This window comes from Jilunia laotingensis (assembly GCF_014385165.1).
Taxonomy (GTDB): domain Bacteria; phylum Bacteroidota; class Bacteroidia; order Bacteroidales; family Bacteroidaceae; genus Bacteroides; species Bacteroides laotingensis.
Genome location: NZ_JACRTF010000001.1, coordinates 3858741 through 3879503 on the forward strand (window position 1 = coordinate 3858741; position 20763 = coordinate 3879503).

Annotated in this window: 23 protein-coding genes and 2 pseudogenes; 18 read left to right on the forward strand and 7 right to left on the reverse strand. The window is 37.8% G+C overall.

Annotated features, from left to right (window positions below; genetic code table 11):
- Positions 1 to 19: 19 nt before the first annotated feature.
- From H8744_RS15055 to H8744_RS15075, 5 genes are all read left to right on the forward strand, one after another.
- Entirely contained in the window at positions 20 to 1009 is a 990-nt protein-coding gene (locus tag H8744_RS15055; protein ID WP_262435618.1) for an aminodeoxychorismate synthase component I, read from the forward strand.
- A complete protein-coding gene (locus H8744_RS15060; protein WP_262435619.1) occupies positions 993 to 1589 on the forward strand; it encodes an aminotransferase class IV family protein in 597 nt (198 codons plus the stop codon). Before H8744_RS15055 ends, H8744_RS15060 begins: the two co-directional genes overlap by 17 nt.
- Before the next feature lie 314 nt (positions 1590 to 1903).
- On the forward strand, positions 1904 to 2569 hold the full coding sequence (locus H8744_RS15065) for a DUF2461 domain-containing protein (protein WP_305067514.1): 666 nt from the start codon (positions 1904 to 1906) through the stop codon (positions 2567 to 2569).
- A gap of 37 nt (positions 2570 to 2606) precedes the next feature.
- Positions 2607 to 3053 (forward strand): NanQ anomerase/TabA/YiaL family protein, encoded by a 447-nt coding sequence (locus tag H8744_RS15070; protein WP_262435621.1) that lies wholly within the window; start codon positions 2607 to 2609, stop codon positions 3051 to 3053.
- Positions 3054 to 3070: 17 nt separating this feature from the next.
- Positions 3071 to 5083, forward strand: coding sequence for an alpha amylase C-terminal domain-containing protein (locus H8744_RS15075; protein ID WP_262435622.1), 2013 nt, complete (start codon positions 3071 to 3073; stop codon positions 5081 to 5083).
- An 81-nt stretch (positions 5084 to 5164) separates the two neighbouring features.
- Here H8744_RS15075 and H8744_RS18935 read toward each other — a convergent pair.
- From H8744_RS18935 to H8744_RS15085, 4 genes and pseudogenes are all read right to left on the reverse strand, one after another.
- Positions 5165 to 5516 (reverse strand): annotated as a pseudogene (locus H8744_RS18935) (sensor histidine kinase); the annotation flags it as partial.
- Positions 5458 to 5856 carry a PAS domain-containing protein gene (locus tag H8744_RS15080; RefSeq protein ID WP_262435623.1) on the reverse strand — a complete coding sequence of 133 codons (399 nt, stop codon included), beginning with the start codon at positions 5854 to 5856 and terminating at the stop codon, positions 5458 to 5460. The pseudogene H8744_RS18935 and the gene H8744_RS15080, both read right to left, overlap by 59 nt.
- 541 nt (positions 5857 to 6397) lie before the next feature.
- Positions 6398 to 6592: pseudogene (locus H8744_RS18940) on the reverse strand (UDP-GlcNAc--UDP-phosphate GlcNAc-1-phosphate transferase); the annotation flags it as partial.
- Between the two features lie 309 nt (positions 6593 to 6901).
- Positions 6902 to 7633 carry a hypothetical protein gene (locus tag H8744_RS15085; protein ID WP_262435624.1) on the reverse strand — a complete coding sequence of 244 codons (732 nt, stop codon included), beginning with the start codon at positions 7631 to 7633 and terminating at the stop codon, positions 6902 to 6904.
- 217 nt (positions 7634 to 7850) lie between these two features.
- On the opposite strand from H8744_RS15085, the gene H8744_RS15090 reads away from it, so the two are divergent.
- The 3 genes from H8744_RS15090 to H8744_RS15100 all read left to right on the forward strand — a co-directional run bounded on the left by H8744_RS15090 (position 7851) and on the right by H8744_RS15100 (position 10143).
- The gene (locus H8744_RS15090; protein WP_262435625.1) at positions 7851 to 8291 is read left to right on the forward strand and encodes a LexA family protein; all 441 of its coding nucleotides are present in this window, start codon (positions 7851 to 7853) and stop codon (positions 8289 to 8291) included.
- A complete protein-coding gene (locus tag H8744_RS15095; RefSeq protein WP_262435626.1) occupies positions 8291 to 9541 on the forward strand; it encodes a Y-family DNA polymerase in 1251 nt (416 codons plus the stop codon). The genes H8744_RS15090 and H8744_RS15095 overlap by 1 nt, the downstream gene beginning before the upstream one ends.
- Before the next feature lie 158 nt (positions 9542 to 9699).
- Positions 9700 to 10143 carry an SOS response-associated peptidase gene (locus tag H8744_RS15100; RefSeq protein ID WP_262435627.1) on the forward strand — a complete coding sequence of 148 codons (444 nt, stop codon included), beginning with the start codon at positions 9700 to 9702 and terminating at the stop codon, positions 10141 to 10143.
- A gap of 459 nt (positions 10144 to 10602) precedes the next feature.
- Here the strand turns inward: H8744_RS15100 and H8744_RS15105 are convergent, their stop codons facing one another.
- The 3 genes from H8744_RS15105 to H8744_RS15115 all read right to left on the reverse strand — a co-directional run bounded on the left by H8744_RS15105 (position 10603) and on the right by H8744_RS15115 (position 13173).
- Positions 10603 to 11331: a nitroreductase family protein gene (locus tag H8744_RS15105; RefSeq protein ID WP_262435628.1), complete on the reverse strand. Its 729-nt coding sequence runs from the start codon at positions 11329 to 11331 to the stop codon at positions 10603 to 10605.
- Positions 11332 to 11382: 51 nt separating this feature from the next.
- Complete coding sequence (locus H8744_RS15110; RefSeq protein ID WP_305067515.1) at positions 11383 to 12096, reverse strand: type 1 glutamine amidotransferase domain-containing protein; 714 nt, start codon at positions 12094 to 12096, stop codon at positions 11383 to 11385.
- Between the two features lie 213 nt (positions 12097 to 12309).
- The gene (locus H8744_RS15115; protein ID WP_262435630.1) at positions 12310 to 13173 is read right to left on the reverse strand and encodes an urea transporter; all 864 of its coding nucleotides are present in this window, start codon (positions 13171 to 13173) and stop codon (positions 12310 to 12312) included.
- Between the two features lie 492 nt (positions 13174 to 13665).
- Here H8744_RS15115 and H8744_RS15120 point away from each other — a divergent pair, with 492 nt between their 5' ends.
- The 10 genes from H8744_RS15120 to H8744_RS15165 all read left to right on the forward strand — a co-directional run bounded on the left by H8744_RS15120 (position 13666) and on the right by H8744_RS15165 (position 20707).
- On the forward strand, positions 13666 to 15057 hold the full coding sequence (locus tag H8744_RS15120) for a site-specific integrase (RefSeq protein WP_262435631.1): 1392 nt from the start codon (positions 13666 to 13668) through the stop codon (positions 15055 to 15057).
- 42 nt (positions 15058 to 15099) lie between these two features.
- The gene (locus H8744_RS15125; protein ID WP_262435632.1) at positions 15100 to 15573 is read left to right on the forward strand and encodes a hypothetical protein; all 474 of its coding nucleotides are present in this window, start codon (positions 15100 to 15102) and stop codon (positions 15571 to 15573) included.
- Between the two features lie 191 nt (positions 15574 to 15764).
- On the forward strand, positions 15765 to 16058 hold the full coding sequence (locus tag H8744_RS15130; protein WP_262435633.1) for a helix-turn-helix domain-containing protein: 294 nt from the start codon (positions 15765 to 15767) through the stop codon (positions 16056 to 16058).
- A gap of 15 nt (positions 16059 to 16073) precedes the next feature.
- Positions 16074 to 16346 (forward strand): hypothetical protein, encoded by a 273-nt coding sequence (locus tag H8744_RS15135; protein WP_262435634.1) that lies wholly within the window; start codon positions 16074 to 16076, stop codon positions 16344 to 16346.
- Entirely contained in the window at positions 16339 to 16932 is a 594-nt protein-coding gene (locus H8744_RS15140; RefSeq protein ID WP_262435635.1) for a DUF6291 domain-containing protein, read from the forward strand. Before H8744_RS15135 ends, H8744_RS15140 begins: the two co-directional genes overlap by 8 nt.
- Entirely contained in the window at positions 16919 to 18271 is a 1353-nt protein-coding gene (locus tag H8744_RS15145; RefSeq protein WP_262435636.1) for a replicative DNA helicase, read from the forward strand. Before H8744_RS15140 ends, H8744_RS15145 begins: the two co-directional genes overlap by 14 nt.
- 3 nt (positions 18272 to 18274) lie before the next feature.
- A complete protein-coding gene (locus H8744_RS15150) occupies positions 18275 to 19495 on the forward strand; it encodes a DEAD/DEAH box helicase family protein (protein WP_262435637.1) in 1221 nt (406 codons plus the stop codon).
- Between the two features lie 2 nt (positions 19496 to 19497).
- Positions 19498 to 19740, forward strand: a complete 243-nt coding sequence (locus tag H8744_RS15155; protein WP_262435638.1) for a VRR-NUC domain-containing protein — start codon at positions 19498 to 19500, stop codon at positions 19738 to 19740.
- A gap of 81 nt (positions 19741 to 19821) precedes the next feature.
- Positions 19822 to 20115: a hypothetical protein gene (locus tag H8744_RS15160; protein ID WP_262435639.1), complete on the forward strand. Its 294-nt coding sequence runs from the start codon at positions 19822 to 19824 to the stop codon at positions 20113 to 20115.
- Positions 20116 to 20263: 148 nt separating this feature from the next.
- Positions 20264 to 20707, forward strand: a complete 444-nt coding sequence (locus tag H8744_RS15165) for a hypothetical protein (RefSeq protein WP_262435640.1) — start codon at positions 20264 to 20266, stop codon at positions 20705 to 20707.
- Positions 20708 to 20763: the final 56 nt, after the last annotated feature.

The window sequence follows — 20763 nt, forward strand, 5'->3', positions numbered from 1 at the left end:
CCTATATATTTTAAGACTTATGTTACAACCATATAACCGGGAGCAAGCTATCCAAAAGATCAATCGACTGACTCAAGAAAGGAAAGCTTTCATATTCATCATCAATTACCTAAAAGATTGTTCATATATAGAGGAAGCGGATAACCTTGATTCAAGGTTTATCTTGTATAACTTAAATGGTTTTACAAATTGCAACTCCCCTTTATCTCCCTTGAAAAAAGAGATCGAATGGAAAACCTATCCACAGAGTTTTGATCAATACAAACATTCTTTTGATCATGTGCAAAAGAATATAATGAGCGGTAATAGTTTCTTGACAAATCTGACATGTATCACACCAATTGACACTAATTTGTCATTGAAAGAAATATTTCTTCATTCCAAAGCATTGTATAAACTTTGGATTAAAGATTCATTTGTAGTGTTTTCACCCGAAATTTTTATCCGTATTAAAGATAAACAGATATGCTCCTTTCCGATGAAAGGAACCATTGATGCCAAGTTACCAAATGCCGGACAGAAATTGATGAATGACGTAAAAGAAGCTGCCGAACATGCAACCATTGTCGATCTGATACGCAACGATTTAAGTATGGTAGCCGAAAACATACACGTTTCCCGTTACCGATATATCGATACTTTGCAAACTAATTCCGGCCCCATATTTCAGACAAGTTCCGAAATCCGGGGAACGCTACCTGACAATTACCTTTCCAGACTTGGCAATATCCTCTTCAGCTTACTTCCGGCAGGCTCTATCACAGGAGCCCCCAAATGCAAAACGATGAATATCATTGCTCATGCTGAAAACTATCAACGGGGTTTTTATACCGGCATTACCGGATTCTTTGACGGAGAAAGCCTGGACAGTGCAGTGATGATACGTTTCATCGAACAACATGCTGATGGAAAATTTTATTTTAAAAGTGGCGGTGGGATCACGTGCAAAAGTGAAGTTGAAAGTGAATACAATGAAATGAAACAGAAAGTATATGTACCCATTTATTGAAACTCTGCAAATAAAAGATGGAGTGATCCAAAACATAGCCTATCACAACGAACGATTAAACAGAACCCGGAAAAACTTTTGGCCAAATTGTTCTGTAATAGATCTGGCCGATTACATCTATCAGGAACAACAAGTTCCCGGAATCTTGAAATGCAGGATTCTATATGATGAAAAAATCAATGAAGTTACTTTCACGCCTTATGTCATCCGACCGGTGCATTGCATACGGTTAGTATATTCAGATTGCATTAGCTATACTTATAAAAGTAGTGATCGTGAAGCACTCAACCAACTTTATTCCCAACGAGGAGACGCGGACGACATCCTTATCGTAAAAAAAGGCTTGTTGACAGATACTTCCATCGCGAATATCGCCTTATATAATGGTACCGAATGGTATACGCCTGTCTCTCCCCTTTTGAAAGGAACAAAAAGAGCTTTCCTTATTGATCAAGGCATTATTCGGGAACAGAATATCCTTATTGGCAACCTCGATACCTATTCAAAAATAACTTTATTCAATGCATTGATCGATTTCAGGACAATAGAATTATCTGTCGATCAACTACATATGCGATAACATATGTACATAGCTCCGATGAACAACTATATTTAACACAGTTTTATTAATGTCCGTGCGAACAAAAGCTCTCTCCCACGTGTTTAATTATTGTGTTTTTCATAGTATTAGATATAAGATTAATTAAAGAGATTGTACCGGCTTGTGATAAGTAAGTACGTCAAAAACAGAGGCGTCTGTTTTTTTGATAAATGTGTTAAAAGCACCGGCTTTGATTAGCTGGTGCTTTTTTACTATGTTTTTATTCCATATCTTTGGTTAGTTACAAATAAAATTCGTACGTTTGTAAAATTATAAAATAGAAAAGAATGACAATGAACATACCTGTTATCTTTCAATTTTTAAAAGACCTCGCTGCAAACAATAACCGGGAGTGGTTTAATGAACACCGGGAAGAGTATGAAATAGCCCGTGCAGAGTTTGACAATCTATTGAGCGCCATTATTTCGCGTATCTCCTTGTTCGATGAAAGTATCAGGGGAGTCCAAGCCAAAGACTGTACTTATCGTATTTACCGTGATACCCGTTTCTCATTGGATAAAACTCCTTACAAAATTCATTTTGGCGGATATATCAATGCAAAAGGCAAGAAGTCCAATCATTGTGGATATTATGTCCACCTCCAAAACGACTCATGCATGTTGGCAGGAGGAAGCCTTTGTCTGCCTTCTGACATTCTGAAAGCAGTGCGACAATCCATCTATGACAACATAGATGAATACAGAGCGATAGTAGAAGATCCTTCCTTCAAAAAATATTTCCCAGTAGTTGGCGAAGATTTTCTGAAGACCGCTCCCAAAGGATTCCCAAAAGATTTCAAATACATTGATTATCTAAAGCCTAAAGAATTTACGTGTGCCCATCTTGTACCTGATACGTTCTTTTTCGCTCCTGACCTGATGGAAAAAGTGGAGGATGTCTTCCGGCAATTCAAACGTTTTTCAGACTTTATCAATTTCACAATAGATGATTTTGAATAATATCAGTCATTAATAATAACTTAATAACTTTACATTTATGGTAGTAGATACATTAGAAAACCTTGAAAAATACACATCATTAAACCCATTATTTGTACAGGCTATCGATTTTATCCGTTCTCACGATCTACACACCATGGAGATGGGTAAAACCGAATTGCAAGGTAAGAACTTGGTGGTTAACATCGCGCTGACTACTCCTAAAACGAAAGAACAGGCCAAACTTGAAACTCATAATAAATTTATCGATATTCAGATACCACTGTCTGCAACAGAAATCATGGGCTATACTCCTGCTAAATATTGTATTCCGGCCGATGTTCCTTATAATGAAGACGATGACATAACCTTCTTCGAAGGTGCAGCCGAAGCTTATATCCCTGTCAAACCGGGAATGTTTACCATCTTCTTTCCGGAAGATGGACATGCACCAGGCATTAGTTCGGAGGGTGTAAAGAAAGTGATAATTAAAGTGAAAGCATAAAACAAACTCATTCAGATATGGAAAAGACACTTAATCTGATCAAAAACGATCCTTGGCTTGAGCCATATGCCGATGCCATCACCGGCCGTCACCAACATGTTATTGAAAAAGAAGCCGAACTTACCAACAATGGTAAACAAACCCTGTCAGATTTAGCTTCCGGCTACTTGTATTTCGGATTACATCGCACGGACAAAGGATGGGTATTCCGTGAATGGGCACCCAACGCCACTCACATTTATCTTGTAGGTACATTTAATAATTGGGAAGAGAAAGAAAAGTACAGCCTGAAACGCCTAAAAAATGGAAATTGGGAAATCAAATTACCTGCAGATGCATTGCATCACGGTGATCTTTATAAACTTATAATTTACTGGGAAGGTGGTCAGGGAGAACGCATTCCGGCATGGGCTAATCGTGTAGTACAGGATGAAAACACAAAAATATTCAGTGCCCAAGTATGGAATCCTGAAAAACCTTTCAAGTTCAAAAAGAAAGTCTTTAAACCCTCTACGGATCCATTGCTGATCTACGAGTGCCATATTGGTATGGCCGAACAGGAAGAAAAAGTAGGAACGTACAAAGAATTCCGTGAAAAGATACTGCCGCGTATCGCAAAAGCAGGATACAACTGCATACAAATTATGGCCATCCAAGAGCATCCCTATTACGGAAGCTTCGGCTATCACGTATCCAGTTTCTTCGCCCCCTCTTCTCGCTTTGGTACCCCCGAGGAATTAAAAGAACTGATTGATGCTGCGCACAGTATGGGTATAGCCGTTATTATGGATATCGTACATTCGCATGCAGTAAAGAACGAAGTGGAAGGTTTAGGTAATTTTGCCGGTGACCCTAACCAATATTTCTATCCCGGTGGTCGTCGTGAACACCCTGCATGGGACTCACTTTGTTTTGACTATGGAAAAAATGAAGTGATACATTTCCTGTTGTCCAATTGCAAATACTGGTTGGAAGAATTCAATTTCGATGGTTTCCGTTTCGATGGAGTCACATCTATGCTCTATTATAGTCATGGATTAGGAGAAGCTTTCTGCAATTATGGAGATTACTTCAACGGGCATCAGGATGACAATGCCATATGCTACCTGACACTGGCCAACGAGCTGATACATCAGGTAAAGCCGAAAGCAATCACTATTGCAGAAGAAGTTTCCGGGATGCCGGGGCTTGCTGCTAAAGTAGAAGACGGTGGTTATGGTTTCGACTATCGCATGGCCATGAACATCCCTGATTATTGGATCAAAACCATTAAAGAAAAGATTGACGAAGACTGGAAACCATCCAGTTTGTTTTGGGAAGTTACTAATCGCCGGCAAGATGAAAAGACCATTTCCTATGCCGAAAGTCACGATCAGGCTTTAGTAGGTGATAAAACGATTATTTTCCGTCTGATAGATGCCGACATGTACTGGCACATGCAGAAAGGTGATGAAAACTATACTGTCAACCGTGGCATAGCACTCCACAAAATGATTCGTCTGTTGACGGCATCTACTATCAACGGAGGATACTTAAATTTCATGGGCAATGAATTCGGACATCCGGAATGGATCGATTTCCCACGTGAAGGAAACGGTTGGTCATGTAAGTATGCCCGTCGTCAGTGGGATCTGGTTGACAATAAGAATCTGGCATATCATTACCTCGGTGATTTCGACGAAGAAATGCTAAAAGTAATCAAGAGTGTGAAAAACATTCAGGCTACGCCCGTACAGGAAATCTGGCATAACGATGGCGATCAAATATTAGCATATCAACGTAAAGATCTGGTATTCGTATTCAACTTCAATCCCAAGCAATCCTTTACCGACTATGGATTCCTCGTGGCACCGGGTGCATATGAAGTAATACTGAATACGGATAATCCCGCATTTGGAGGCAACGGCTTATCTGATGACACTGTCACTCATTTTACGATCCCTGATCCACTTTACAAGAAAGAAAAGAAAGAGTGGGTTAAACTTTATATTCCCGCACGCACGGCAATGGTATTAAGAAAGAAGAAATAATAGAAGTATCTATTTTATAATAGAAGAACCGCTCTAGCTTTAAAACAGGAGCGGTTCTTTCTCTTTTTATCAAAAATGTTCTTAATGCACTTTAGAAGCAGGTTCATAGGGAATGGTAAACCAAAATTCGGAGCCTATTCCTGAAGTAGAATTCACTCCGATTGTCCGCACATTTTTTTACAATTGTTTCGCAAATAGAAAGTCCCAACCCGGTACCTTGTATAAAAGAATTTGATTTCACGAATCTTTTAAATATCTCTTTTTGCTTCTCCGGTTCTATCCCCTTACTAGTGTCTTTCACATAGAAATAGAGCTTAATTTCTTTTTCGATTAAACGGTATCCTAACCAGATACTTCCTTTCTCCGTAAACTTATCAGCATTGGTAAGGAAGTTTATTAATACTTGCGACAAACGTTCCTTGTCTGTATGAATATAGAAAATTAGACGTAGCTATGATATTCTTGCATATCAAGTTCCAGTTATCAGTTGTCCCGGGACGTAACACACGTACTTCCGTTTGGAAAGCATTGAGACTATTTTTATCTATCGTTCTGTAATAATCCAGCAGTTTCTTACGGTCATCCGGATGTACATTATCATATTTTCCGATTATGTATTTCAGATCGATCATCTTCGTTTCTCCCATATTCTCATACCATTGTTGAATGGCATATCCTTTTTGGGTAGAAAGGTTATATCTAGCGTAACCTACTTTGGCATAATTAGAAATCGTATGAAAAAACTGTTCGAAACTCCAGATTTGCTTTTCCATGCTCGCTTTCTCGGTATTACCTATATTATGCAGATATATCCAAAAAATGTGCCCGAATAATTATATAGCAGTGCTATTTTAGTATACTTCTCCTTTTGTCCCATACCTTTTCAGTTTGGTAATAATTATTTTCTCTAACCTTACTGTGATAAAAGGAATGTGTAAACTCCACAATCTCTCTGTTACGTACACTTCCTTTGATGCCATCAGGAATATTGGGATTTTGATAAAGGTTGATACCTCTTACATCCTCCTTCTTATCAATTCAATACCGAATATTTTTCCCGTATTAGGATGTGGGATACGCGCACGAATATCCATCCATACATCCTGTTGAGGAAGACATAAAGGGAGCGTTTGGTTGAATAATTGTCTGGAAAAGAGTTTTTGTGTTGCTATTGTAAAGTCATCTCTATAGTCTTGACGAATTAAACTCTGAAAATCCTCAAAATGAATGGACTGTTCCTTCAATCCCAACAAATCACAAATAAAATCAGAGCATAGGCACTCTTGTTGTTTTATGTCAGCTTCCCACCATCCAATGACTATTCCTGGGGATTTTTAATATACCAAAATTAGCAACGATCAAAATATAAACAAAAGAAACCGCCACATGTGGTATCTTTAGTTCATTTGCCATCAACTGATATAGATGTTTACGATGTGGTAAACCTATATTTATATGAAGCATCAGACAGTGAATGATAGTAGATATGACGTACACGCGTAAAAGCATATATTTACTTCTTTCATTGATCGCGTCCACAAACTTGTGGTATGCGCTTAACATGAAGGAGAAATGGACTGTATGTACTCCTCTTGTACAGAGAATAAAGAAAAAGGTAGGTTTTCGCTCGGTAATGAATTATGAAAGAATGTGCTGGTAAGCCTTGTATCTGACGAAGAATAATTTGGATAAAAGTACGATAAGAATATCTGCTTTCAAAAAATACCCTCGTTACGAAGAAAATCATAACGAGGATAAATCTTAATTTCCGAGACTCTAGATAATAGTCTCATTAATTGTATATAAACTAACTAATATTTATTTCATACTTTCTTGAACTTGCGTAAGCATCTTCTTTATTTCAGGTCTCTCTGGAGATAAAGTTGTAGCTTCCTGCAAATAATCATTTGCTTTCTTAAAGTCGGCATCAGCCTTGGCTTTCTCTGCAGCATATTTATCGGCATCTGAAGCCAAAGGTGCGGCTTTCTTCAAAATATCTGCACCATTATTAAAGAATAACACACCTAAACTATACAACGCATCGGTCTTCCATTTTTTACTGCTTAAAGTAGTAACTTGTTTGTAGTTCTCTTCTGCCTTTTCAATATTTCCTGTTTTTTGGAATTTCTGTCCCTCTTTCAAGTAATAAATGGCATAAAGTTTCTCAAGAGTTTTATTGCCCGGAACAGCTTTTAAACCAGCTTCAAGGGTCTCGACATATTCTGGATTCTTCTTTAAATCTTTCAAAGCACCAGCCTTACCAATATATGCATTGGCTAGATTGTAGTTTTTTTGGATAGCAATGTCAAAATACTTGGCAGCATCCGCATATCTTTTGGTCTTATCAGCGCAAACGCCACAATTATAGGCTGTTACTGAATCTGTACCATTCGTTTGCTTCAGATAGGAATCATACTTTGTGAAAGCGACCTCATAGTTTTTGGCGTTTAGGGCATCGTTTCCTTCTTTCTTTAATTGACTCGGGTCTGTTTGGGCAAAAATACTACCTGTGACGCAGCACAGAGCAACTAAAATACTAAATTTCTTCATGGTTTTTATGTGTTTTTTAATTGTTTATCGTCCAAATGTAACAAGAAATGGATAGACTTACAAAGCTATTTGTATTTTTATAGGCTCTTTCACACAACGCAACATACGTTTTTTTATCCTTATCGTTTTCGGGTAATGTTAGTAAAAAGTAAACATCTTTAAAGACCGATCAAATCAACCCTAATATTGTTATCACCAAAAAATCAAGGATAACATCATGAAAAAAAAGATAGTACTATTTAAAACAGATGTTTCCAGCAGTTTGCCTTTACAATTTGCAGATGAAGGCATTCGCGCTGGCTTCCCCTCTCCTGCCCAAGATTATATGGAACAAGCTATTGATTTGAACAAGGAAATAGTTAAACATCCGGCAAGTACATTTTATGGTCGGATCGTAGGTGATTCCATGCGTGGAGACGGAATAGAAGAAGGTGACATTCTCGTCATCGATAAATCACTGGAATTGGTGGATGATGATTTAGCAGTGTGCTTTATAGATGGAGAATTTACAGTAAAGCGGGTTCGACTTGAAACGGATGCAGCGTGGCTCGTCCCATCAAATTCAGAATATCCACCGATTAAAGTTACCAAAGACAATAACTTCATTGTATGGGGCGTTGTTACATACACTATAAAAAAGAACCGGAGGAAAAGATAATGTTTGGACTTGTCGATTGCAATAACTTTTATGCATCTTGCGAACGGGCATTCAACCCGTCATTAAACGGTAAACCGGTTGTGGTGCTATCAAACAATGACGGATGTGTAATAGCCAGAAGTAACGAGGCAAAGGTAATTGGCATCAAAATGGGTGTCCCGGCTTTTCATATCAAAGAATTAGTGCATACCCACAATGTGAAGGTATTTTCCTCGAACTATGCCCTGTACGGAGATATGTCGGTAAGGGTAATGTCCATACTGACAGAACAAGTACCCGAAATCGAAATTTATTCGACAGACGAAGCATTTATCCTGTTAGAAGGTATTCGCAATTTGACAAACGTAGGAACAAATATTGTGAATAAAGTAACACAAGGAACGGGTATACCGGTTTCCCTAGGAATCGCTCCCACTAAGACATTGGCCAAGATCGCAAATAAATTTGCAAAGAAATATCCTGCATACGATAAAGTATGCATTATCGATACGGAGGAAAAACGAATCCGTGCATTGCAACTTACCGAAATCACCGACGTATGGGGCATCGGCAAAAAGCAGGCTTCCAAATTGGGACAGCAGGGGGTAAAAACGGCTTATGACTTTACACAGATATCCGGTACATGGGTACGGAAGAATATGACTGTTGTAGGCGAACGTACTTGGAAAGAGCTTAAAGGCATATCTTGTATCGATATGGAAAAGGCGCCTCCCCCAAAAAAGCAAATATGTACATCGAGAAGTTTCGGTAAAATGATTGAATATTTTGATCCGATGGCTGAAGCAGTAGCGACTTTTGCATCGGCATGTGCAAGGAAACTCCGTCAGCAGAATGCTTATGCCATGTCACTTATGATATTTATTCACACAAACAATTTTAGGGAGGATTTACCGCAATATTGGCGGAATACGATTGTTAAATTACCTATTCCGACAGCGGATACTTTAGAGATTGTCCACTATGCATTGGAAGGGCTGAAGAACATTTTCATATCAGGTTTCCAGTATAAAAAAGCAGGAGTTATTATTACAGAAATTACCGAAGTAGCGCAATTGGGATTATTTGATACCATAAACAGAGCAAAAAGAGAAAGATTGATGCAGGCTATCGACAAAATCAATGGAAATTATGCTTGTCATATCAAATTAGCTATACAAGGTGTAGTTCAGGAATGGAGACTTAAACAAGAACAACTGTCTCATTGTTATACAACTGATATTAATGAAATAATAACCATCAATTGCAAATAGTATGTGTTTTCACAATTCCATGTCGGTAAGGTCAATGAAATTGGCTGCCCGTTATGGTCGTAAATCTAGTTTAATAGAGATTGTTCAAGATATAATCGATGAACAATATCATGTGAATGCTTTTAATTTTCCTCAATATCCTATCGTTACGACTTCGGATGAAATACAAGTCTTTAACTGGGGGACTGATCCCTTTTTGGATAAAAACAAAACAAGAAGCTGAAGAAATCAGGAAAATGACGCTCAATGCTCGTGCAGATACTATTTTTGAGAAACCTTCATTTCGTGAGCCAATAATAAAAAAACGTTGTTTGATTCCCTCCACCGGTTATTTTGAATGGAGACACGAGGGTGTAAAGAAGATACCGTATTACATTTATCTGAAAGATGAAAAAATATTTTCTATTATCACTACGGATACTAATCCCCTTACAGATTATATCCATAATGCCAAACATAGAATGCCGGCTATTCTATCAAAAGAAGATGAAGAGAAATGGTTAGACCCAACTTTACCCAAAAAAGAAATATCTTCATTGTTAAAGCCTTTTGAGGCAGAGAGGATGGATGCTTTCACTATAAAAAAAATCACCAAAAGATGAAACTATATTACAGAGGGCATGAGAACACGAGTAATATCCCGTAAAATGTAACTTGTCTATATACCTTTTAAGGAAAGATTCTATTTATTTCGTTTTATAGAAAAAGAGGGATAAGAACCGGATCTATAGCTTTAGAGAAAACAATCTATTTCATCATCGACTAAATTTACACTCTGAAACTTCAACTTAGGATGAAATCATAGTATGGACCGTTGAATGTTTACCCAGAGGTTGGATTAAAAACATCTCCCACTTTTCTACTGCCTATAAAAGGAAACTCGAACATTCATCTTTCAATATTATCAAGTATAGTTCTAATTCAATTAGTAACTGATTATGAATGCTTTATACCATTATTTATTCTCGTTATCCCTAATAAATACTTTTATTCAAATAAATAAGGTAGACTTCATCAGGATTCACAGATGGCAAAAAAGAATGGAAATCAAAAGAAAAATATTAAATTTTACGATAAACGTCATCAAATGGTACCCGACACCGTACTCCCCAAATGCCCTTATTGCCATCCCGTATTCCACAAGGAATAGCCATGTTAATTTCAGCGCTATGGGGTAACTTTAGCACTTTTTTCAGGCGACGGCTATCCAAACCTTCTAACGGACAGGTGTCATATCCTTCGTTTGACATCGCAATCATAAAGGTCTGAGCAGCAAGTGCGCAAGATTTATGGGCAGTCACACGAATATCATTTTCAGAAACTTCTAGCATCATCGGACGAAAAAGACTGATGACATTAGCCAATAATTTCCTGAACAAACCCAAAATCCCGAAAAAACGTGCATAGACAAATGGCATAAGTACACCGTAGTACAATTCCCGGTCCTTGATACGTTTAGCTTGTCGTTCTTTCGGACTGTTAAGACAAACATTTTCTCGTTCAAAATCTAATACGAACTGTGCATGTTTTCTGTACCAGTCCCACCGAACAATGAAAATGACAATTTGTGAAGCTGTGGTAGCTGCTTTCTGTCCGAGGCAGGCTCTGGATACTTTCACCAACATTTCTGGTTCTGTGATATGATAGAACTCCCATAACTGCATATCTGAACTGTTGGGAGCCAATGTTGCTAACTCTAAACAATGTTTCACCCTTTCTGTATCTATTGGTTTTCCCTTATCATACACTCGTACGGAACGTCGATAATTGAGAATTTCATCTAAATTCATAGTGCTTCCAATTTAATTAAAATACTTTTCTCCTTTTTCCTATGAGGTTCCTTACTGCTTAGTTATTGTTGAATTTTCATTTAATTGCCGAATAACCACCTCTGCCATTTCTTTTGAGCTAAACGGATTTTGTCCTGTAATTAAATTATTGTCAACAATGACTTTAGGAGTCATAGGTATCACAGCCTTTTGATAATAGGCTCCTCTTTCCTTCAATAAAGCCTCGAGGTCAAAAGGTACTTCTTCTTTTCTCCGGGCAAGGCTTTCCTCAAACCAGCTGAATCCTGTAAGTTCTTTGCCTTTAACTAAATATTCACCACCGGACAGCTCAACATTCAGCAACCCACTTACACCGTGACAGATGGCAGAAACGATTCTATTGCTTTCGTAATGGTTTCTAATAATAGTCTGCAAAACTGTATTGTCTGGAAAATCGTACATTGCGCCATGTCCACCAGCTAAATAAACAACATCGAACTGCTGGCTTAAAACATCATCCAAACTTTTTGCATGGTACAACATATCTTTAAAATCGGCAGTTTCCCAATATTTCTTGGATAGTTCATCTAAAAAGATGGATTTCAAACTTTCCGGATCGACAGGCGTATTCCCTCCTCTCGGATTAGCCACCGTTATTTCATAGCCCTCATTTTTCGCACGATGATAGATATGAGCAAACTCACTAAGCCATAATCCGGTTGCAAGTTTTCCATTAGCAAAAGTCGGTGTTCCGGTAACTACAATTAAAATCTTCGGAATATACATATGATTGATTTTATATGTAGAACAGTCCCATAAATTGTTTGTTGCATTGTTAATTGAATTTTTAACATAACCAGTCAAATGCCAATAGAAATTTCAGCATGATTATGGCAAAATGAAAAATTTCCCATGTTTCTTTGGCTTACTTGTTGAGTTGGAATCTTTGTTCCTCGTCAAGCTTTCTTCATAAAAACCGTTCCTGTTAACTAGATGTTGCTATGTTTTCATTATTTTTTGTATGCCCATTACCAACCATACAGATAAAACAAAAGGTGCAGTTAGAGTGATGATTCCCAAATATATTCCTAAAATCTGTAATATAACAGATAGCAATACGGCACATGATGCCCACACACAACCTTTCCATGTCTTGTCTCCCAAAGCTATGGCACATAAAACGCCATTATAGCCCATCAATCCTATGTTTAAAGATTCGGAGTCCACTCCCAGTAATACAGCAAGTAGAATAGGAAGAAGCGCTCCTAATATGGTATAGATTGCCGCGTTCCGAGAATTGACAAATATACCCATAAGAAAAAAGAGTCCAGTTATGATATTTCCTTGAAACATGACTTGTCCTATGCCGGTGCTGAAAGCTTGAAAAAAATGGATATTCTGACAGGTAAGCACTTTTGTCTTGGAAACAAACAGCATGTCAGGAGCAAACAGGGTACAGAACCCCAATAATACCCATACGACAAGAATAAAGGGGGCGGTAAATCCGGGAAGTGACTGCAGCACGTTGAAGAGCCGTGCAATCCAAGTGGAAATACATGATGCAATCACCATCAATATCAAAGCACTTATGGTCAAATGCATAAAGACTCCGACAGCTATCCCGACCAATGTGCCGTTAAAACCGTATAATCCGTTTTTTATTTCATCTCGTCCATATCCGGACAAACAGGCTGTCAGCGTACTTATTATATTTCCACTTATGGCTAATACCCCCATTTGCCATGAATTCAAAAATATTCCGACTAGCATTAATAAACCGGACAGAGCGTTATTTTGGAACATTACCTGTCCTATTCCACGTCCTAAAATGAGTAATGAACTATATATAGATGTTGCTTTCATAAATTGCAAATTTAAAAAACGAGACAAAAATAAGAAAATCCGGTTTGTCTTTAGAGAAAACGACAGTTAATATATGTAAAGAAAATAGACAGAAAAGAGAATGCAAATACTAATTCTTCATAACCTTGGTATATATTCCTTTGGCCGATATATTGATACAAAGATAGGAAAAGCGGAGAAAAAGTAATATAAATATAATATTACATATTTACATTGATCCGTTTTTACATTGATCCCCTATATACAAGCAATTTGTGGTATTTCATAAAATAAAAAGCCGTAAATATCTTATTTCAAAGATTTTACGGCTTTCAGTTGTGATTCCGGAGCGATTCGATTTTTGAAATATGAAAAAATAATATTCTAACTAATACAACTGATAATCAGTATGAAATAATAAATTAGTGTTGCATATTATTTTATTTAGTTGTGCAATATTGCAGATATGTTGTGCAATATTAGTATATTTGCACAACCGATAATTGCAAATATATGACCACTGTAAAAGCCTTTATTAGAACTGGAAAAAAAGACAAAGAAGTAAACGTAAGATTCCGTTTGTCCGATGGGCGCAATGTACAATTGTTCCATAAATCCGAAATAATGGTATTACCAAATATTTGGGACGCAAAGAACGAACAATACAAAGCAAAAAGTGTCATTAAATTAGAGGAAAGAACTCAATTCAATGCTTCCATCAATGAAAGAAAGAATCTTGTCCTGTCACTATATGGAGGAAATAAAGAATTAACAAGTGAGAAGTTAGAGGAACTAATTGATAAACATCTCCATCCAGGAAAGTATAATATCACGCACGAAAAAGAATCACTATGCGAAATGTTTCAGCGTTATGTTAATGGTTGGTTAGATACTGGCGTTATAGGTGCTGGCAGAAAGAAGCACTATGATGTAGTTATCCGGGAACTAACACGATTCTTTATCATTAATGGCATTGATGGTTGTTCAGTGGAAGATTTTAATAAAGATACTATTCTTAAATTTCGTGAGTTCCTGCGCACTGAATATAAATTAGTGGATAAATATCCGGGATTATATGTGGACATGAACAGCAGAAATAGACCATCAAAAGAGAGAAGTCAAAATACAATAGCTGAAAAACTCCTATTGCTTCAAGCATTCATGGTAGAGCTTGAGAGTAATGATATTATCCCTGTGTCTCCATTTCGCAAAATTGGAAAGGAGAAAGAGGCCATAATGAAGCAGCAATACGATGAACCGATTTTCCTGACTAAGGCAGAATTTAATTCAGTCTTGACTAAAGATTGTCCGGAATCATTGCAACGAGTAAAAGACTTATTTATAGTGCAATGCTGTTTCGGATGTCGTGTTGGAGACTTTAGACGGTTTACTTTTGATAATATTGGCATTGAAGAAGGAATACCTTACATTCATTACTTACCTCAGAAAACGCACAAGGATGGACTTATACGCACTGAGATAAAGACTCCTATTATTCGCATTGCTTATGATATTATTATGAAGTATAAAGGTGAACCGTCAAACAGTGCTTTATTACCCTATTATCCTGATGGCAATGGTGAGACTGGGTACAATTATCAGATAAAAAAACTACTTGAATACTGTGAGATAAGCCGGAAAGTAGCAATGTTTAGTACGGTATTGGGAACTAACGAATATAAATTTATCTATGAAGTCGCAAGCAGCAAACTCGCTCGCAAAACTCATGTCGATTTGATGAACAAGGTGCAAGTTAATAAATATGCTGCTGGGCTTCATGCTAAAAATAGCGGTGCAGTAGATAGATATACCAATATGGGAATAAAAGAACGCTTTATACTTATGTGTGCAGCATTTGGATGTGAAGAATATAAAGTAAATCCAGAACTGACCGTAGAGAGATAGATGATGATATTAAAAAGGAACTTGTAAATATGATAGAATGATATGGAGGTAGATTTGTTTTATTGTAGGCATTTGTTGCAAAGAGAGAGAGAAAAACCATTGCATGATATACGCTCATATTTCAACTTAATAACATCAGGGACTACATTCAGCTTTGCAAGACTATCAAACAACGATAAAACAGCGGTTTTATTGAACGAATTAAAGAAATACGGTTTCGTTGCCAATGATACCAACTTAGCATATTTTAGAGTTCTATTCGGTATACCTCTATACAAAGAAGATGTGCCATATAAACCTATAATGTGGAAGAAGAACGGACAGCTATTAAGATACTTCATACAATATCTATTTTCAAGCGAAATGATGTGGTTTTACGCTAAAATATTAGTTCCATTGATGTTCGTAAATAAGCGTTATACTCCCATAAATTTAGCCCAATCGGATATAAAACGACTGGAAAACAGTTCAGATTATTTCACGTTAAAAGCTATATTAGAAAAATTTAACACATAGATGCGTGTCCAAATCTGCAAATATATTTGTGAAAGCACCACAAAAGTACAAATATATTTGCAGATTTGGACACGCAAAACAGTGTTGCGATACGTTGCACATAAAACACATACGTCATAACTTTGCTTTCGTCAAACAACCAATAGCAGTAGCTACCTATTGGAGAAAGGCAGATCATAAAAGCAAAAGTTATGAGTATTCAAGAAATTATCCAAAGCGGTGCAAATGTATCAATAACGATTGGTACAAATGACCTGATGCAATTCGCAAATCATCTGATACGTTCTACTAAAGAAGAATTAGAAAGCACTATTCTTGCCAAGAAGAAAGAAACCTATGTCACTCCAGATGAAGCGAGCAAACAATTACATGTTGACCGATCAACTCTCTGGAGGTGGTCAAAGACTGGCTATCTGATTCCAGTAGAGGTTGGAGGCAAAAGACTGTATAAACAGTCTGAAATTGACATTATCCTCAACAAATAAGAAAGGAGTTGCCCTATGAAAAACCAACAGAACAACTCCAAATATCTTGGGCACGATTATACGAACAAAAGTACTGATTCCGCACGACTTATCCAATCAGTCAGAAAATTATTTTCATCCGGTGGCAAGTTTACCGCTAAAGAACTCAATTCTTTGGCAGGGACGAATGATGCCCGAAAACATATCTCCGTCCTTCGGAACAAAGAAGGTTGGCAAATAGAGGATTGCCGTTTATCCAACGGATGCAAACCGTACTGGTTAGCAGGGAAAGGAGGCAATAATGAGTGAGAATAAACAAAGAGATACATTCATCTTTTATCGTTCATTCAAAGAAAGTATGAATGACCTTTCCGATGCCGATAAGCTTATAATGTATGAAGCTATTTCAGATTATAGCCTCGACATGAAAGAACCGGAACTTACGGGATTTCCCAAAGCTCTTTTTTCTCTTATACGTCCAGTCCTTGACGCTAATACTAAACGGTGGCAAAACGGTTGTAAAGGTGGAGCTTCGTCTGAAAGTCTAAAAGGCAATCAGAATGCAAGAAAACGAACCAAAAACGAACCGGATTCAAACCAAAAACGAACCAAAAACAAAGCTAATAAGGATAAGGATGTAGATAAGGATAAGAATATAGATAAAGAGAAAATAGTAAAAGAGAAAAATATTTCTCTTTCCGACCGAACCGAAAAGTTCAAAGAGGAATTAACTCCTTTTGTAGAGAAGTACGGTAAAGATATGATTTTTGCTTTCTTCGATTATTGGAGTGAACCTGATAAGACCAAAACAAAGATGCGTTGTGAACTTCAAAAAACATGGTCTACTGCTGGAAGGTTAAGAACATGGGAAAGGAGGTTAAGTGAAAAACGCTAATTACTACCTATATGACAAAGAGTGTGAGTTATGTGTTCTTGGTACTCTATTGTCAGAACGTAATGCTATTCACCAAGTAAGGGAGTTATTAAACCCTAAATGCTTCTATGTTGATTTTCATAGTGAAGTATATTGCGCCATCCTTGCGATGACTGACCGTGGCGACCGTGCCGACATAGTGAATATCATGCCAGAACTAAAGAAACGGAATATAAAGTTTAAACCGTATGACATAGCCTTCATCGCACAGAATCACACGTTTGACCTTGTACAGTACGCTTGTAGGCTAAATGAGCTAGAGAAACGTAGAAGTATCTATGATATGGGGCAATATCTTGTAACCAATGGCAGCAATGAATCAGAAGACATAGAGGATGTTATTCAATCTGCCAATGATAAACTATCTTCCATATTTGGAAGCTTGGATAACCATGTCAAGATGGCCGGTGATTACATGAGCGAAGTTTACCAACGGGTAAATGACAACCTAAACAGTATCAGCATACCCGGAACACCTACGGGATTCCACGAAATTGATGACAAAGGAGGATTCCAACCTACCAATCTGATCGTCTGTGCTGCTGAATCTTCTCAGGGAAAGACTGCGTTTGCCAATGCCATTGCCTTAACCGCTGCCAAGTCAGGGACTAAAATAGCTTTCTACTCAATGGAAATGAGCGGTGCGCAACTCATGACACGACTTGCTGCAATTGAATCCGGCATTCCTGTTTCAACACTCACAAACGAGAAGTTGACGAATGAACAAATACGGAGTTTTGATAGATCGGTAGCATCTTTATCCAAGTTAGGCATTTACTTCGATGATCGAAGTACTTCCAATATAGAGACTATTCTAGCTTCTATCCGGTCGATAGTGATTAAATATCATGTTCAGGGAGTAGTCATAGATTATCTGCAAATACTCACTATTAACAAGAAAGGTTCCAATGTGGAGGAGGCTATAGCAGAAGCCGCCAGACGATTGAAGAATATAGCCAAAGAGCTTAACATCTGGGTGCTGGCTTTATCGCAGCTTTCACGTGATAATCAGAATCCACTCCCGAGTGTCAACAGATTACGAGGATCAGGACAGATAAACGAAGCTGCCGACATAACAATACTGCTATATCGCCCGGAAGTTTATAACAAGCGTTATCCTGAACCGTTTCAGTCAACTAATCCGAATGGAACTGCTATGATTGATATTGCAAAGGGGCGTAATGTAGGAGTATTTAAGTTCATTGTTGGTTTCAATGCTGCAACCACTCATTTCTACGAGTTAAATGAAAGACCGATTTTGCCATTTACCGAAAACAAATCAGATGATAACCCTTTTTAAATTATGAAACTAAGAGAATATCAAAATAATATAGCCATACAAGCGGTATATAAACTGGCCGCTTTTGGTTGCTGCTATCTATCAATGGAATGCCGGACGGGCAAAAGTCTCACTGCATTATCCGCTGCGGATAACTTCGATGCGGAAAGTGTATTATTCATTACCAAGTTGAAAGCGATACCAAGTGTTAAAGCCGACTATGAAGCGTTGAAGCCGTCTTTTAAACTGGAAGTGATTAACTATGAAAGTTGTCATAAAGCAAAAGGAAAGTACGATCTTGTGATTATTGATGAAGCTCACTCACTTGGTGCTTATCCTAAACCAAGTAAACGAGCTAATGAAATAAAAGCCATTTGCGAAGGGTTGCCGGTACTGTATTTGTCCGGCACACCATCACCGGAAAGTTACAGCCAATTATATCATCAATTCTGGGTATGTTCATCCTCTCCGTGGAAAGAGTACAAGACTTTCTACAAGTGGGCAAAGGTTTATGTGAACGTGAAGCAGAAGAAAGTGAACGGTTATTTCATCAACGACTACAGCCATGCGGACAAAGCGAAGATAGATCGGGACACAAAAGACTTGTTCATCAGCTACTCACAGGAACAAGCCGGATTTGAGGTGAACATAAACGAGCATATACTATCAGTACCAATGAATGAATGTACCGGGAAGTATATTTCTTCTTTGCGAGACAACTTGATGGTAGAAATAGATGGCAATGCCATTTTAGGCGACACTCCGGCTAAGTTACTCACCAAACTACATCAGTTATCATCCGGTACGGTAATTGCTGAAAACGGGCTTCATTTGACGTTTGACAAAAGCAAAGCTGAATTTGTCCGTAAGCAGTTCGCAGGGAAGAAGGTTGCACTTTTCTATGTGTACCAATCGGAAGCGGAGTTATTGCAGTCTGTTTTCCAGAACTGGACGGATATCCCGGAAGTGTTTCAATTATCAACGGATAAGGTTTTTATCTCACAGGTTCGCCGGGCACGTGAAGGAGTTCGACTTGATACAGCCGATGCGCTTATATTCTTCAACATGGAGTTCAGTTTCCTGTCATACGAGCAGGGACGAAACAGGCTTGTATCGAAAGAACGTACTGCACCGGCAGAGGTTTACTTCCTTTGCTCTGACTGTGGCATTGAAAGCAAGATATTGGATGCGGTACACGGAAAGCAGGACTTTACCCTTTCATGGTTCAATAAGAAAGCGAGATAGTCATGGCAGAACTGGAAAGTAAAATACAAGCTCGTATCATAAAGCGACTGGAGGCGCAAGGCTATTACGTAGTGAAGCTGATTCTCACGAATAAAAACGGGATTCCTGATTTATTGGTACTGAAGGATGGTAAAGCCTTTTTTGCAGAAGTGAAGCGACCGGGTGAAAAGCCTCGACCATTACAAGAATACCGAATGAATGAGTTAAGAAAGTTAGGTTTTATATGTGAAGTGTGGAAAGAATAGATTTAAGCCACTTTTTCATGCGAGGTAATAAGATGCTCGTCTTTGCGGAGAAAGTGGCTAATACAAAAACATTATTTTAATATGGAAAGATTAAAGAGTATAAAGCGTCCGCCATTGAAGGACAAATTAAAAAAGTACCGTGATACCTTTGAATTAGTATCGAAAAATGAGAGTAATCGGATGTATTGCTACCGGAGAACGACACCAGAAGGAATTGTATATTTCGAAGTGTTCCGATCTAACTTGGATAAAGACGAGAACGGAGAAGTTTATGAATCTTATCCCAGTACTTCACAATTCGGTGACACTGCTTGGTGCATTCGTGATAGTGAACACGCACAAAAGAAGATTCAGAAGTATATGCAAATGCCATAAGCAAGTAGGGCTTGTGTTTAAGCCGCTTTCTTTTCAAAGTGGAACAATGGTATCATTTGAATAGCAAAATGGCTAAAATCACAAACAAGATAAGAATACAGCGATATTTTAGAGTAAAAACAATATTAATTTTTAAAAGAACAGAATTATGAAACAAAAAACAGTATTTGGAACAGGGAAACATCAAATTGAAGTAGGTTATGTAGACAAAAGTAGTGTTCAAGGTACGGTAGACGAACACGTGTGTCTTATGCTCTCCGAAAATGGGAGTATCCGAGTAGAAAACAACGAGGTGTTATCAATTGATATGACTAAGGAGGATACTATTGATTTCGCCATTCAACTTTTGAAAATGGCAAGTGGCCCAGTCCCGGAAGGAGGGATTACCCTTGATACCTTTAACAGCAGTTTGGAAATAACAGTTCATCATGCACAGAATCCAGACCATACACTTACCGAAGAGGCTATTATCTGTATTGATGGAATAGATCCGGATACAGATTTTCAACATGAAGATGGTGGAACGTTGAGTGCATGTGTGGCCAGCTATTCAATCAAAGAACTGATACCAACATTAGCCAAGATTGTATAACACAATTCCGGGTAGGTCTGCTTCGGATGATCTACCCGGCAATATGAAAATAACAT

Coding starts and splice junctions, on each gene's coding strand:
- H8744_RS15055 (WP_262435618.1), top strand. CDS start 20: ATGTTACAACCATATAACCGGGAGCAAGCTATCCAAAAGATCAATCGA.
- H8744_RS15060 (WP_262435619.1), top strand. CDS start 993: ATGTACCCATTTATTGAAACTCTGCAAATAAAAGATGGAGTGATCCAA.
- H8744_RS15065 (WP_305067514.1), top strand. CDS start 1,904: ATGAACATACCTGTTATCTTTCAATTTTTAAAAGACCTCGCTGCAAAC.
- H8744_RS15070 (WP_262435621.1), top strand. CDS start 2,607: ATGGTAGTAGATACATTAGAAAACCTTGAAAAATACACATCATTAAAC.
- H8744_RS15075 (WP_262435622.1), top strand. CDS start 3,071: ATGGAAAAGACACTTAATCTGATCAAAAACGATCCTTGGCTTGAGCCA.
- H8744_RS15080 (WP_262435623.1), bottom strand. CDS start 5,856: ATGGAAAAGCAAATCTGGAGTTTCGAACAGTTTTTTCATACGATTTCT.
- H8744_RS15085 (WP_262435624.1), bottom strand. CDS start 7,633: ATGAAGAAATTTAGTATTTTAGTTGCTCTGTGCTGCGTCACAGGTAGT.
- H8744_RS15090 (WP_262435625.1), top strand. CDS start 7,851: ATGAAAAAAAAGATAGTACTATTTAAAACAGATGTTTCCAGCAGTTTG.
- H8744_RS15095 (WP_262435626.1), top strand. CDS start 8,291: ATGTTTGGACTTGTCGATTGCAATAACTTTTATGCATCTTGCGAACGG.
- H8744_RS15100 (WP_262435627.1), top strand. CDS start 9,700: ATGAAATACAAGTCTTTAACTGGGGGACTGATCCCTTTTTGGATAAAA.
- H8744_RS15105 (WP_262435628.1), bottom strand. CDS start 11,331: ATGAATTTAGATGAAATTCTCAATTATCGACGTTCCGTACGAGTGTAT.
- H8744_RS15110 (WP_305067515.1), bottom strand. CDS start 12,096: ATGTATATTCCGAAGATTTTAATTGTAGTTACCGGAACACCGACTTTT.
- H8744_RS15115 (WP_262435630.1), bottom strand. CDS start 13,173: ATGAAAGCAACATCTATATATAGTTCATTACTCATTTTAGGACGTGGA.
- H8744_RS15120 (WP_262435631.1), top strand. CDS start 13,666: ATGACCACTGTAAAAGCCTTTATTAGAACTGGAAAAAAAGACAAAGAA.
- H8744_RS15125 (WP_262435632.1), top strand. CDS start 15,100: ATGGAGGTAGATTTGTTTTATTGTAGGCATTTGTTGCAAAGAGAGAGA.
- H8744_RS15130 (WP_262435633.1), top strand. CDS start 15,765: ATGAGTATTCAAGAAATTATCCAAAGCGGTGCAAATGTATCAATAACG.
- H8744_RS15135 (WP_262435634.1), top strand. CDS start 16,074: ATGAAAAACCAACAGAACAACTCCAAATATCTTGGGCACGATTATACG.
- H8744_RS15140 (WP_262435635.1), top strand. CDS start 16,339: ATGAGTGAGAATAAACAAAGAGATACATTCATCTTTTATCGTTCATTC.
- H8744_RS15150 (WP_262435637.1), top strand. CDS start 18,275: ATGAAACTAAGAGAATATCAAAATAATATAGCCATACAAGCGGTATAT.
- H8744_RS15155 (WP_262435638.1), top strand. CDS start 19,498: ATGGCAGAACTGGAAAGTAAAATACAAGCTCGTATCATAAAGCGACTG.
- H8744_RS15160 (WP_262435639.1), top strand. CDS start 19,822: ATGGAAAGATTAAAGAGTATAAAGCGTCCGCCATTGAAGGACAAATTA.
- H8744_RS15165 (WP_262435640.1), top strand. CDS start 20,264: ATGAAACAAAAAACAGTATTTGGAACAGGGAAACATCAAATTGAAGTA.